The sequence below is a fragment of the Streptomyces sp. NBC_01276 genome, from assembly GCF_041435355.1.
Lineage (GTDB): Bacteria > Actinomycetota > Actinomycetes > Streptomycetales > Streptomycetaceae > Streptomyces.
This window is the reverse complement of record NZ_CP108442.1, coordinates 6,107,471-6,121,069: the sequence shown is the minus strand read 5'-3', so window position 1 is coordinate 6,121,069 and position 13,599 is coordinate 6,107,471. Positions and strand designations below refer to the sequence as shown.

Here is a 13,599-nt window from a genome sequence, read left to right as displayed (position 1 = left end):
CCGCTGGTGCGGTAGCGCGGTGTGATGCTCCGATCATGCAGTGCGAGGGCGCCGGAGTCGATGGTATGCGCGTGCTGTCGGCGGTGGGCCGTAGGGTTTCACGCATGACGACGATCCCCGGTGCCGATCCTTCCCCGGCTGCTGCCCGGCCCACCTCGCTGTCGCCTTCGCGGGCGGGTGATTTCATGCAGTGTCCGCTGCTGTACCGGTTCCGGGTGATCGACAAGCTGCCGGAGAAGCCGAGTGCGGCGGCGACGCGGGGCACTCTGGTGCACGCGGTGCTGGAGCGGCTCTTCGATCATCCGGCGGCGGAGCGGACGGCGCCGGTGGCGAAGGCTCTGGTCCCGGGGCAGTGGGACCGGTTGCTGCGGGCGAAGCCGGAGCTGGCGGAGCTGTTCCCGGAGGGGGACGAGGGGGCGGGGCTGGCGCGCTGGCTGACGGAGGCCGAGGCGCTGGTGGAGCGGTGGTTCACGTTGGAGGACCCGACGCGGCTGGAGCCTGTGGAGCGGGAGTTCTTCGTCGAGACGGAGCTGGAGTCGGGGCTGCGTCTGCGGGGGATCATCGACCGGGTGGACGTGGCGCCGTCGGGTGAGGTGCGGATCGTCGACTACAAGACGGGGAAGGCGCCGCGGCCGGAGTACGCCGAGGGCGCGCTGTTCCAGATGAAGTTCTACGCGCTGGTGGTGTGGCGGTTGAAGCGGGTGGTGCCGCGGCGGTTGCAGCTGGTGTACCTGGGCAGTGGGGACGTGCTGACGTACGACCCGGTGGTGGCGGATCTGGAGCGGGTGGAGCGCAAGCTGCACGCGTTGTGGGAGGCCATCCGTGAGGCGACGGAGACGGGTGAGTGGCGGCCTCGGCCGACGAAGCTGTGCGGCTGGTGTGATCATCAGGCGGTGTGTCCGGAGTTCGGGGGGACTCCCCCGGCCTATCCGCTGGTGATCACTCCGAGGCCGGGGGCGGACCGGCCGGCCGATTCCTGATCGTCCGGTCAGGGCACAATGGGCGGGGTCCGCCGATGCCGTCCGACGAATTCGAGGTACACCCCGTGGCGATCCGCGTCCTGCTGGTCGACGACCAGCCACTGCTGCGCACCGGTTTCCGGATGATCCTGGAGGCCGAGCAGGACCTGGTGGTGGTGGGTGAGGCCGGGGACGGTCTGCAGGCGCTGGACCAGGTGCGGGCGCTGCAGCCCGACGTGGTGCTGATGGACATCCGGATGCCGCGGATGGACGGGGTGGAGGCGACGCGGCAGATCACGGGTCCGGAGCGGAACGGGCCGGCGAAGGTGCTGGTGCTGACGACGTTCGACCTGGACGAGTACGTGGTGGAGGCGCTGCGGGCGGGGGCGAGCGGCTTCCTGCTGAAGGACGCTCCGGCGAACGAGCTGGTGCAGGCGATCCGGGTGGTCGCGGGCGGCGAGGCGATGCTGGCGCCGAGCATCACGCGGCGGCTGCTGGACAAGTACGCGGGGCACCTGCCGTCGGGTGAGGACAGCCTGCCGGACACGCTGGGGACGCTGACGGAGCGCGAGGTGGAGGTGCTCAAGCTGGTGGCCCGGGGGTTGTCGAACGCGGAGATCGCGGCCGACCTGTTCGTGAGCGAGACGACGGTGAAGACGCACGTGGGTCACGTGTTGACGAAGCTGGGGCTGCGGGACCGGGTGCAGGCGGCGGTGTACGCGTACGAGAGCGGGCTGGTGCGTCCGGGCGCCCAGTAGCGGGACCCGATCGCGAAGGGGCCGGCGGCCGCGTGAGCGGCTGCCGGCCCTTCGTCGTGCCGGGGCGGGTCAGCCCTTGCTGATCTCCCAGAAGCGGAAGACCGTGGAGGCGTCCAGGGACCACTGGAGGCCGGTGACGTTCTGGCGGGTGACGGCGTACTGCTTGCCCTGCCAGAGCGGGATGATCGGGAGTTCGTCGGCGACGATGTCCTGGAGACGGGTGTAGTCCGTGTTGGCCGCGGTGCGGTCGGACTTGGTGTTGGTCGCCGGGATGAGGGTCCCGGTGATCTCCTTGTTGTCGTAGTTGTTGTGCAGGACGTTCTCCGGGCCGAAGAACGGCTGCGTGAAGTTGTCGGCGTCCGGGTAGTCGGGGACCCAGCCCTTGACGTAGACGCCGTACTTGCCGTCCTGGATGTCCTTCTCGTACTGCTCGTACTCGACGGACTTCATGTCGGCCTCGAAGAGGCCGCTGTCGTTGAGCTGCTTCGCGATGACCTGGAACTGCTGGTCGGTGGAGGGGCCGTAGCGGGACGGCGTGGAGTACAGGGTGAGCTTGATCTTGCCGGTGATGTTGGCGGCCTTCAGGACGGCCTTGGCCTTCTCGACCTGGGGGCTGCCGCCGTAGCGGTCGAAGAAGGGGGTGGTGTGTCCGGCGATGCCCGCGGGGACGATCGAGTAGAGCGGGGCGGCGGTGCCCGCGTACACGTCCTTGACGAGCGCTTCGCGGTCGATCAGGTAGGCGATGGCCTTGCGGACGGGGAGCTTGCCGACGACGGGGTCGTTGACGTTGAAGACCATGTGCTCGACTTCGGCGCCGGTGCCCTGGACGACGTCGACCTTGTTGTCGCCGGTCTTGACCGAGGCCAGGGCGGCGATGTCCTTGGCGGCGAGGCCGCGGAAGGCGAAGTCGACGTCGCCGCTCTCCAGGACCGTCTTGAGGCCGGCCTGGTCGCCGTTGAAGAACTTCAGCGTGACGCCGGTGTTCTTGGCCTTGGCCTTGCCGCTGTAGGACTCGTTGACGGAGAAGCTGGCGCTCTTCTCGTTGATGGAGTCCAGCTTGTAGACGCCGGAGCCGATGGCCTTGCCGTCCGTGCGGAGCTTGTTCGCCGGGTACTCGGCGTGGTCGACGATGGAGCCCGCGCCGGACGCGATCTTGCTGGGGAAGGTCGCGTCGGACGTCTTGAGGCGGAAGACGACGGTCTTCTCGTCGGGGGTGTCGATGCCGGCGATCGAGGACAGCATGACGGCCGGGCCGGCGTCGTCGTTGATCTTCAGCGTGCGCTCGAAGGAGAACTTGACGTCCTTCGAGGTGAGGCTGTGGCCGTTGCTGAACTTCAGGCCGGTGCGCAGGACGCACTTGAACTGCTTGCTGTCGGCGCCCTCGAAGGCGCAGGACTGCGCGGCGTCGGGCTCGGGGGTCGTGCCGCCCTTGGGGAAGCTGAGCAGCGACTGGAAGACGTTGTTGAAGAGCAGCCAGGAGCCCGGGTCGTAGCCCGCCGCCGGGTCGGTCGACTTCACCCTGTCGGATATCCCCATGACCACGCCCTTGCCGCTGCCGGCGTTGGCGCCATCGGTCGAACCGCAACCGCTGAGCAGCGCGGCGGCGGTGGCCGCGCCGAGCGGGGCCGCCAACCACTGGTTACGTCTCTTCACGCGAATGTCCTTCACAGTCTTGTCTGGTCGTTGCGCCGGCCTGCGACGTCCGCCGCCGGTTGCTGCCGGTTTCAGCCGCTGACACCCCGGCCGAGTTCCCACAGCTGGAGGTCGGAGATGGCGTTGACCGACCACTCCACCCCGGTGATCCCGTCGCGTGCGGCGACGTACTGCTTGCCCTGCCACAGGGGCAGGACGGGTACGTCCTCGGCGACGATGTCCTGCATGTCCGCGATCGCGGGTGCGGCGGTGTTGCGGTCGGCCGCGCGCCGGGAGTCGGGGATGAGCCTGGTGCGCACCGTGCTGTTGGCGTACGGCGTGCCCAGGAAGTTGTCGGCCTCCAGGAAGGGGGCGAGGAAGTTGTCGGCGTCCGGGTAGTCGGGGAACCAGCCGAGCCCGTAGGCGGCGTAGTCGCCCTTCTTCTGCGCGGGCCGGAAGTCGGACCAGTCGTTGCCCTGGACGGTGATGTCGAACAGCTGGGTGGAGTTCAGCTGGGTCTTGAGGGCCTCGAACTCGGCGGCGGTGCCGTCGCCGTAGTGGTCCTTGGTGTAGTTCAGGGTGAGCTTGACCGGGGTCTTGATCCCGGCGGCCTTCAGCAGGTCGGCCGCCTTGGCGGTGTTGGCCTCGCCGTACTTGTTGAAGAACGAGTTGACGTGGCCGGTGACGGTGGTGGGGACCAGCGAGTACAGGGGCTGCGCGGCCTTGCCGTAGACCTTGGAGATGACGTTGTCGCGGTCGACGGCGGCGGCGAGGGCCTGGCGTACGGCCTTGTCCTTGACGACCGGGGCGTCGGTGTTGAAGCCGAGGTAGCGGATCTCCAGGCCGGGCAGGGGGACGAGCTTGACGCCCTTGGGCGGCTTCGCGGAGAAGTCGGCGATCTGGGCGGGCGCCAGGGTGCGCGAGACCATCTGGACGGAGCCGTCGGTGAGGGCCTTGCCCATGGAGGCGGAGTCGGCGAAGGTGCGCAGTTCGACCTTGTCGTTCTGCAGCTTGATGTCGCCCTTGTAGTTCGGGTTCTTGGTGAAGACGGCCCGGACGAGGTGGTCGTCCTTGACCTCCGCCTTCATCGTGTAGGGGCCGGAGCCGTCGACGGCGAAGCCGGGGCGGAGCTTCTTGGCCTCGTAGTTCTTCTCGCTGACGATGCCGGCGGCGGGGGTGGAGAGCTTGTACGGGAAGGTCGCGTCGGCGGTCTTCAGGTGGAAGACGACGGTGTCGGCGCCCTTGACCTCGACGGTGTCGAGGGTGGAGAGGAGGGAGGAGGGGCCGTTCTCGTCCTTGATCGCGAGGACGCGGTCGATGGAGAACTTGACGTCCTTGGCGGTGAGCGGGTCGCCGCTCGCGAACTTCAGGCCGGGCCGCAGGACGCAGCGGTAGCTCTCGTTGCCCGTGTCGGTGAAGCGGCAGTCGGACGCGGCTTCGGGGACGGGCTGGCCGCCGCCACGCGGGGTGTGCATCAGCGTCTGGACGGTCTGGCGCAGGACGTTCCAGGCGCCGGCGTCGTAGGCGTAGGCGGGGTCGAAGGGGGCGGGGGCGTAATCGGCGGCTTCGAACCGGTCGGTGGTGCCGACGACGATCGCTCCGGACGCTGCTCCTCCGCCGCTCGCGCTGCCGCATGCGGACAGCGCGGGGGTGAGCAGGCCGATCGCGGCCGTCAGCACCATGGTCTTGCGGTTCATGCTGGAAGTACTCCCTCACCCGGCACTTGGTCAAAGCGGCGTAGAGGGCACTTCGCGGCGGTCGCCCGTTCAGGGCGGAACGATCGGGCCGGTGTTTGACGATCGGTCCACGCGGTACCGGCGCAAGGGTGTGCGGCCGGTGCGGCAGAGGTGCGTGCGGAGTGCCCGGATCGACATTAGTGGCCCGGAACGGGATGGCTTGAACCGGCAGGAGTTGGGGCGTAATCGCACCGTGATGGGAGCGGACTGACCGCTTATGCCGGAGTCTTCGCAGATGTGGTCAGGAGATGATCAATCCGGACACATGGGAAGGGCTCGGGGCACTCCGACGGGCCCGTCCGGGGCTCCCCGGGTGACCAAGGTCACCCGCTGCTACATTTCCCGGCAGGATGGAATTTCGGCCTCCGGGGGCGGGGGCGGAAGATCCTCTCGTGGGACCTTGACCCCACCCCCGTTCCGTTCGGCACGGAGCGTGCGCGGTCAGTTCAGCGGAGTGATGAGGGACCGCAGGAACGGCAGGTCCACCTCTTCGAGCGAGGCCACGACGGTGCGGCCCGGGGCCGGCTCGATCCGGCCGACGGAGGGCACGGCCACGACCCGGCAGCCGGCGGCCTCGGCGGCCGCGACACCGGTGGCGGTGTCCTCGATGACCGCGCACCGCGAGGGGTGCGCGCCCAGGGCGCTCGCGGCCAGCAGGTACGGGTCGGGGTGCGGCTTGGTGCGCGGGACCTCGTCCCCGGCGACGGTCATGGTGAACCGGTCGCGGCCGAGGGTGAGCAGCACCTGGTCGATGACCCGGCGGTGGGAGGCGGAGACCAGGGCGGTGGGCACGTTGTGCCGGGCCAGCTCGCTCAGCAGCCGCTCGGCGCCGGGCATCAAGGGGACCTGGTCGGCGATGCGGGCCTCGAAGCGCTCGTTGAGCAGCACGCTCAGCTCGGCGAGGCCGATGGCGGCGCCGGTGGCCTCGATGAGGAACGCCGCGCTGCGGCTCATGGGGCCGCCGACGACGATGTCGCGCCAGGCGTCGTCGAGCCGGTGCCCGAGTTCCCGGAAGATCTCCGCCTCGATCTCCCACCAGAAACCCTCGGTGTCCACGAGGGTGCCGTCCATGTCGAGGAGCACCGCCTGCAGGGCGTGCCCGTCTGCCGTACGGGCGACGGGAGCGGGAACGGTGCTGGTCATGCGTACGCCTCTCGCAGGGGACGACAAGGCCGGTCACCTCGCCGTGGGGGCAACCCCTCGGTACCAGGTGACCGGCCTGTATGGGACCGACCAGTGTACGCCGGTCCGCGTCAGCGTGCGTTGAAATACTTCGCTTCGGGGTGGTGAATCACGATGGCGTCGGTGGACTGCTCGGGGTGGAGCTGGAACTCCTCCGAGAGGTGGACGCCGATCCGCTCCGGCTGGAGGAGGTCGGCGATCTTCGCCCGGTCCTCCAGGTCGGGGCAGGCGCCGTAGCCGAGGGAGAAGCGGGCTCCCCGGTACTTGAGGTCGAACATGTCCTCCACGGCGGCCGGGTCCTCGCCGCCGAAGCCGAGCTCGGCGCGGACGCGGGCGTGCCAGTACTCGGCCATGGCCTCGGCGAGCTGGACGGAGAGGCCGTGCAGCTCCAGGTACTCGCGGTAGGAGTCGGACTCGAACAGCTTGGCCGTGGCCTCGCCGATCTTCGAGCCGACGGTGACCACCTGGAGGCCGACCACGTCGGTCTCACCGGACTCCTCGGGGCGGAAGAAGTCCGCGAGGCACAGGCGGCGGCCCCGGCGCTGGCGCGGGAAGGTGAAGCGGGTCCGCTCGTTGCCCTGCTCGTCGAGGATGATCAGGTCGTCGCCCTTGGAGACGCAGGGGAAGTAGCCGTAGACCACGGCCGCTTCCAGGAGGTTCTCGGTGTGCAGCTTCTCCAGGAGGCCGCGCAGGCGCGGACGGCCCTCGCTCTCGACGAGCTCCTCGTACGTGGCTCCGCCCGCGCGGGCCTGCTTGAGGCCCCACTGGCCCTTGAACAGGGCTCCCTCGTCCAGCCAGGAGGCGTAGTCCTTGAGCGGGATGCCCTTGACGACGCGGGTGCCCCAGAAGGGCGGGGTGGGGACCGGGTTGTCGACGGACACGTCGGAACGGCCGCCCGGCTCCTGCGGCTCCTCCACCTGGAGCGCCGGGGTGTCCCGCTTGGCGACGCGGCGCTGCTTCAGCTCGGGCAGCGAGGCGCCGGGGACGCCGCGCTTGACCGCGATGAGGGCGTCCATGAGGCGCAGGCCTTCGAAGGCGTCGCGGGCGTAGCGGACTTCGCCTTCGTAGATTTCGTGGAGGTCCTGTTCGACGTAGGCGCGGGTGAGGGCGGCGCCGCCGAGGATGACGGGGTAGTCGGCGGCCAGCTTGCGCTGGTTGAGCTCTTCCAGGTTCTCCTTCATGATCACCGTGGACTTCACGAGCAGGCCGGACATGCCGATCACGTCGGCCTTGTGCTCCTGCGCGGCTTCGAGGATCGCGGAGACGGGCTGCTTGATGCCGATGTTGACGACGTTGTAACCGTTGTTGGTGAGGATGATGTCGACGAGGTTCTTGCCGATGTCGTGGACGTCCCCGCGGACGGTGGCGAGCACGATCGTGCCCTTGCCCTCGTCGTCGGTCTTCTCCATGTGCGGTTCGAGGTAGGCGACGGCCGTCTTCATGACCTCGGCGGACTGGAGCACGAACGGCAGCTGCATCTGGCCGGAGCCGAAGAGCTCGCCGACGACCTTCATGCCCTCCAGGAGGGTGTCGTTGACGATGTCGAGGGCGGGGCGGGTCTGCAGCGCCTCGTCGAGGTCGGTCTCCAGGCCGTTCTTCTCGCCGTCGATGATGCGGCGCTGCAGTCGCTCGTCCAGCGGCAGGGCGAGGAGTTCCTCGGCGCGGCCGGCCTTGAGCGACTTGGTGTTGACGCCCTCGAAGAGGGCCATCAGCTTCTGCAGCGGGTCGTAGTCGCCCTCGCGCCGGTCGTAGATCAGGTCGAGTGCGGTGGTGACCTGCTCCTCGTCGAAGCGGGCGATCGGCAGGATCTTGGAGGCGTGGACGATCGCGGAGTCCAGGCCGGCCTTGACGCACTCGTCGAGGAAGACCGAGTTGAGCAGTACGCGGGCGGCCGGGTTGAGGCCGAAGGAGATGTTGGACAGGCCGAGGGTGGTCTGGACGTCCGGGTGGCGCCGCTTGAGCTCGCGGATCGACTCGATCGTGGCGATGCCGTCCTTGCGGGACTCCTCCTGGCCGGTGCAGATCGTGAAGGTCAGGGTGTCGATGAGGATGTCCGACTCGCGGATCCCCCAGTTGCCCGTCAGGTCGTCGATGAGCCGTTCGGCGATGGCGACCTTGTGTTCGACGGTTCGGGCCTGGCCCTCCTCGTCGATGGTCAGCGCGATGAGCGCGGCGCCGTGCTCCTGGGCCAGTCGGGTGACCTTGGCGAAGCGGGAGTCGGGGCCGTCGCCGTCTTCGTAGTTGACGGAGTTGATGACCGCGCGGCCGCCGAGCTTCTCCAGGCCCGCCCGGATGACGGGGACCTCGGTGGAGTCCAGGACGATCGGGAGGGTGGAGGCGGTGGCGAAGCGGCCGGCGAGCTCCTCCATGTCGGCGACGCCGTCGCGGCCCACGTAGTCCACGCAGAGGTCGAGCATGTGCGCGCCCTCGCGGATCTGGTCGCGGGCCATCTCCACGCAGTCGTCCCAGCGGGCCTCCAGCATGGCCTCGCGGAACTTCTTGGAGCCGTTGGCGTTGGTGCGCTCGCCGATCGCCATGTACGAGGTGTCCTGGCGGAAGGGCACGGTCTGGTAGAGGGAGGCGGCGCCGGGCTCGGGCTGGGGGGTGCGCTCGGTGATCGCCGTGCCGCGGACGCGCTCGACGACCTGGCGCAGGTGCTCGGGGGTGGTGCCGCAGCAGCCCCCGACCAGGGAGAGCCCGTACTCGCGGACGAAGGTCTCCTGGGCGTCGGCCAGTTCGGGGGCGCTGAGCGGGTAGTGCGCGCCCTGCTTGGTCAGGACGGGCAGGCCCGCGTTGGGCATGCAGGAGATCGGGATGCGGGCGTTGCGCGCGAGGTAGCGCAGGTGCTCGCTCATCTCGGCGGGGCCGGTGGCGCAGTTCAGACCGATCATGTCGATCCCCAGCGGCTCCAACGCCGTCAGCGCCGCGCCGATCTCCGACCCCAGGAGCATGGTGCCGGTGGTCTCCACGGTGACGGAGCAGATCAGCGGGACGCTGACACCCAGGGCCTCCATCGCCCGGCGGGCACCGATGATCGAGGACTTCGTCTGCAGGAGGTCCTGCGTGGTCTCCACCAGGAGGGCGTCCGCGCCGCCGGAGATCAGGCCTTCGGCGTTGATCTGGTAGGCGTCGCGGATCTGCGCGTAGGTGATGTGGCCGAGGGTGGGGAGCTTGGTGCCGGGGCCGATGGAGCCGAGCACCCAGCGCTGCTGTCCGGTCGTGGCGGTGAACTCGTCGGCGACCTCGCGGGCGATCCGGGCGCCGGCCTCGGAGAGCTCGAAGTTCCGCTCGGGGATGTCGTACTCGGCGAGGGCGGCGAAGTTCGCGCCGAAGGTGTTGGTCTCGACGCAGTCCACGCCGACCGAGTAGTAGGCCTCGTGGACCGAACGCACGATGTCGGGGCGGGTCACGTTCAGGACCTCGTTGCAGCCTTCGAGCTGCTGGAAGTCCTCCATCGTGGGGTCCTGCGCCTGGAGCATGGTTCCCATGGCCCCGTCGGCGACGACCACGCGGGTCGCGAGCGCCTCTCGGAGGGCATCGGCCCGGGTCTGGGTGTCTGCGGGCGGGTTCGGCAACGAGGCCATGGTTGAGCTCCCTGGGATGCGACGGCTGTCGGCTTTGCACCCCCTCTGTGTCAAGGGTGCACGCGGTCAGGGTAACCGCGCCGCACCGGACCCGGTGCGGTCGTCCCACGTGGCGGACTGCATTCTGTGCGCGGGGCCCGGACGGGTGAGGGTGCGGCGCGCGGCGCGCCGGAGGCCGCCCGACCATACACAAGGTCGGCATCGACCGATAGTGTTCAGCATTGTCGAACTACGTCAGCAGGAGGCTGCGCGATGGCACGGAACATCCAGTCGCTCGAACGAGCCGCTGCGATGCTGCGACTCCTGGCGGGCGGGGAACGCCGGCTGGGCCTCTCGGACGTGGCGTCCTCCCTGGGCCTGGCCAAGGGCACGGCGCACGGGATCCTGCGCACGCTGCAGGCCGAGGGCTTCGTGGAGCAGGACGCGGCCTCGGGCCGCTATCAGCTGGGCGCGGAGCTGCTGCGCCTGGGCAACAGCTACCTGGACGTGCACGAGCTGCGCGCCCGCGCGCTGGTCTGGACGGACGACCTGGCCCGGGCGAGCGGCGAGAGCGTGTACGTGGGGGTGCTGCACAAGAGCGGGGTGCTGATCATGCACCACGTGTTCCGGCCGGACGACAGCCGTCAAGTGCTGGAGGTGGGGGCGATGCAGCCGCTGCACTCCACGGCGCTGGGCAAGGTCCTGTCGGCCTACGACCCCGTGGCGCACACGGAGGCCGTGGAGGCGGAGCGGGAGGCGTTCACCCCCCGTACGGTCACGGACGCCGCGGGTTTCGAGGAGGTCCTGGACCTGACGCGGGCGCGGGGCTGGGCCGCGGACGTCGAGGAGACCTGGGAGGGCATCGCCTCGGTGGCGGCGCCGATCCACGACCGGCGGCGGATGCCCGTGGGCGCCGTCGCGGTGGCGGGGGCCGTGGAGCGGGTCTGCGGGGACTCCGGGGAGCCCCGGGCGGCGCTCGTGGCCTCCGTACGGGACTGCGCGCGGTCGGTTTCGCGCGACCTCGGGGCGGGCCGGTTCTGAGCTTGACCTGATCCACCCGATCCACCCAGCGGCCACCCTGTGGGCCGTTTGGGTGGATTTTGTCTTTTACCGATCATCCATTGGCTGATTTTGGCTGATCGTACCTAGTGGTAACGATCCGGTTCTTTGACCTGGCCAGCCCTTGACGCGTTCTTCACCCAGGCGGAAAACTGCCGTTCATCGGTCGGCATTGTCGAACACCTACCGGCAATACGCGTTAGGCTATGGCGAGGCCAAGGACCGGTGCAGCACTCACCGAGTGCGTGGACCACCGGAGGGACCCGGTGTCCGCCCACCCCTGGACGTAAGACAAAGGAGTCGCGGGTGTCCAGCTCCGACATCTTCATCGGCGAGACCATAGGTACCGCCCTGCTCACTCTGCTCGGTGGTGGCGTCTGCGCCGCCGTCACCCTCAAGAGCTCCAAGGCCCGCAACGCGGGCTGGCTCGCGATCACCTTCGGCTGGGGTTTCGCCGTCCTGATCGCCGCCTACGTCTCCGCACCGCTCTCCGGCGCGCACCTCAACCCGGCGGTCACCGTCGGCATCGCCGTCAAGACCGGCGAGTGGGGCGACGTCCCGGTCTACCTCGCCGGCCAGCTCCTCGGCGCCATGATCGGCGCGGTCCTGATGTGGATCACGTACTACGGCCAGTTCCTCGTGCACCTGTCCGACCCGGAGCACATCCGCGACGCCAAGCTCGGTCCCGAGGACCCGCACCCGCACGACACGGCCGGTCCGGTGCTCGGCATCTTCTCCACGGGCCCCGAGATCCGTAATGTCGTGCAGAACCTCGCGACCGAGATCATCGGTACCGCCGTCCTGGTTCTGGCCATCCTGACCCAGGGCCTCCAGGACGACGGCAAGGGGCTCGGTGTCATCGGCGTCCTGATCACCTCGTTCGTGGTCGTCGGCATCGGCCTCTCGCTGGGCGGTCCGACCGGCTACGCCATCAACCCGGTGCGCGACCTCGGTCCGCGCATCGTCCACGCCCTGCTCCCGCTGCCCAACAAGGGCGGTTCGGACTGGGGGTACTCCTGGATCCCGGTCGTCGGCCCGCTCGTCGGTGCCGCCCTCGCCGGTGGTCTGTACAACATCGCGTTCGCCTGATCAGCATCGGCAAGATCGCAAGATCCGCACCGCCCTCCTGATTCCGCCAACCCTTCAGATCTGCCAGGAGCAGCCACCATGACCAGCAGCACCGGCCCCTTCATCGCCGCGATCGACCAGGGCACCACCTCCTCCCGCTGCATCGTCTTCGACCGCGACGGCCGCATCGTCGCCGTCGACCAGAAGGAGCACGAGCAGATCTTCCCGAAGCCGGGCTGGGTCGAGCACGACGCCACCGAGATCTGGACCAACGTCCAGGAGGTCGTCGCCGGAGCCATCGCCAAGGCGGAGATCACCGCCGCCGACGTCAAGGCGGTCGGCATCACCAACCAGCGCGAGACCACCGTCCTGTGGGACCGGCACACCGGCGAGCCGGTGCACAACGCGCTGGTCTGGCAGGACACCCGCACCGACTCCCTCTGCAAGGAGCTCGGCCGCAACGTGGGCCAGGACCGCTTCCGCCGCGAGACGGGCCTCCCGCTGGCGAGCTACTTCGCGGGTCCGAAGGTCCGCTGGCTGCTCGACAACGTCGAGGGCCTGCGCGAGCGCGCCGAGGCCGGCGACATCCTCTTCGGCACGATGGACTCGTGGGTCATCTGGAACCTCACGGGCGGCGCCGAGGGCGGTGCGCACGTCACCGACGTCACCAACGCCTCGCGCACCATGCTGATGAACCTGCACACCCTGGCCTGGGACGACAAGATCGCCGAGTCCATGGGCGTCCCGCTCAACGTCCTCCCGGAGATCAAGTCCTCCGCCGAGGTCTACGGCCACGTCAAGGAGGGCGTCCTCGCCGGCGTCCCGGTCGCCTCGGCGCTCGGTGACCAGCAGGCCGCGCTGTTCGGCCAGACCTGTTTCGCCGAGGGCGAGGCCAAGTCCACGTACGGCACCGGCACGTTCATGCTGATGAACACCGGCGACAAGGTCATCAACTCCTACAGCGGCCTGCTGACCACGGTCGGCTACCAGATCGGCGACCAGAAGCCGGTCTACGCCCTGGAGGGCTCCATCGCCGTCACCGGCTCGCTCGTCCAGTGGATGCGCGACCAGATGGGCATGATCAAGACCGCGGCCGAGATCGAGACCCTCGCGCTCTCGGTCGAGGACAACGGCGGCGCGTACTTCGTGCCGGCCTTCTCCGGCCTGTTCGCCCCGTACTGGCGCTCCGACGCCCGCGGTGTGATCGCCGGCCTGACCCGGTACGTCACCAAGGCGCACATCGCCCGTGCCGTCCTGGAGGCCACCGCCTGGCAGACCCGCGAGATCACCGACGCCATGACCAAGGACTCGGGCGTCGAGCTCGCGGCCCTCAAGGTCGACGGCGGCATGACCTCCAACAACCTGCTGATGCAGACCCTCTCCGACTTCGTGGACGCCCCCGTGGTCCGTCCCATGGTCGCGGAGACCACCTGCCTCGGCGCCGCCTACGCCGCCGGCCTGGCCGTCGGCTTCTGGCCCGACACCGACGCCCTGCGCGCCAACTGGCGCCGCGCGGCCGAGTGGACCCCGCGCATGCCCGCCGAGCAGCGGGACCGCGAGTACAAGAGCTGGCTCAAGGCCGTGGAGCGGTCCATGGGCTGGGTCGACGACGAAGACGCCAGCTGACCGCACCAGCTGAGTC

Annotated in this window: 9 protein-coding genes; 5 read left to right on the top strand and 4 right to left on the bottom strand. The window is 69.3% G+C overall.

The features are described 5' to 3' along the window. The first annotated feature begins 104 nt into the window (after window positions 1-104). The gene (locus OG295_RS27510; protein WP_371679319.1) at window positions 105-980 is read left to right on the top strand and encodes a RecB family exonuclease; all 876 of its coding nucleotides are present in this window, start codon (window positions 105-107) and stop codon (window positions 978-980) included. Between the two features lie 65 nt (window positions 981-1,045). Continuing rightward, window positions 1,046-1,717, top strand: a complete 672-nt coding sequence (locus tag OG295_RS27505) for a response regulator (protein WP_371681330.1) — start codon at window positions 1,046-1,048, stop codon at window positions 1,715-1,717. A 69-nt stretch (window positions 1,718-1,786) separates the two neighbouring features. Here OG295_RS27505 and OG295_RS27500 read toward each other — a convergent pair whose 3' ends face one another. From OG295_RS27500 to metH, 4 genes are all read right to left on the bottom strand, one after another. Further along, window positions 1,787-3,370 (bottom strand): ABC transporter substrate-binding protein, encoded by a 1,584-nt coding sequence (locus OG295_RS27500; protein WP_371679318.1) that lies wholly within the window; start codon window positions 3,368-3,370, stop codon window positions 1,787-1,789. Window positions 3,371-3,441: 71 nt separating this feature from the next. After that, window positions 3,442-5,046: an ABC transporter substrate-binding protein gene (locus OG295_RS27495; protein ID WP_371679317.1), complete on the bottom strand. Its 1,605-nt coding sequence runs from the start codon at window positions 5,044-5,046 to the stop codon at window positions 3,442-3,444. 480 nt (window positions 5,047-5,526) lie between these two features. Beyond that, entirely contained in the window at window positions 5,527-6,228 is a 702-nt protein-coding gene (locus OG295_RS27490; RefSeq protein ID WP_371679316.1) for an HAD family hydrolase, read from the bottom strand. A 110-nt stretch (window positions 6,229-6,338) separates the two neighbouring features. After that, complete coding sequence (gene metH / locus OG295_RS27485; protein ID WP_371679315.1) at window positions 6,339-9,851, bottom strand: methionine synthase; 3,513 nt, start codon at window positions 9,849-9,851, stop codon at window positions 6,339-6,341. A 252-nt stretch (window positions 9,852-10,103) separates the two neighbouring features. On the opposite strand from metH, the gene OG295_RS27480 reads away from it, so the two are divergent. The 3 genes from OG295_RS27480 (at window position 10,104) to glpK (ending at window position 13,583) form a co-directional block, all read left to right on the top strand. Continuing rightward, window positions 10,104-10,871, top strand: a complete 768-nt coding sequence (locus OG295_RS27480; protein WP_356222995.1) for an IclR family transcriptional regulator — start codon at window positions 10,104-10,106, stop codon at window positions 10,869-10,871. A 324-nt stretch (window positions 10,872-11,195) separates the two neighbouring features. Beyond that, window positions 11,196-11,978 (top strand): MIP/aquaporin family protein, encoded by a 783-nt coding sequence (locus tag OG295_RS27475; RefSeq protein ID WP_371679314.1) that lies wholly within the window; start codon window positions 11,196-11,198, stop codon window positions 11,976-11,978. 78 nt (window positions 11,979-12,056) lie between these two features. Continuing rightward, a complete protein-coding gene (gene glpK / locus OG295_RS27470) occupies window positions 12,057-13,583 on the top strand; it encodes a glycerol kinase GlpK (protein WP_371679313.1) in 1,527 nt (508 codons plus the stop codon). Window positions 13,584-13,599: the final 16 nt, after the last annotated feature.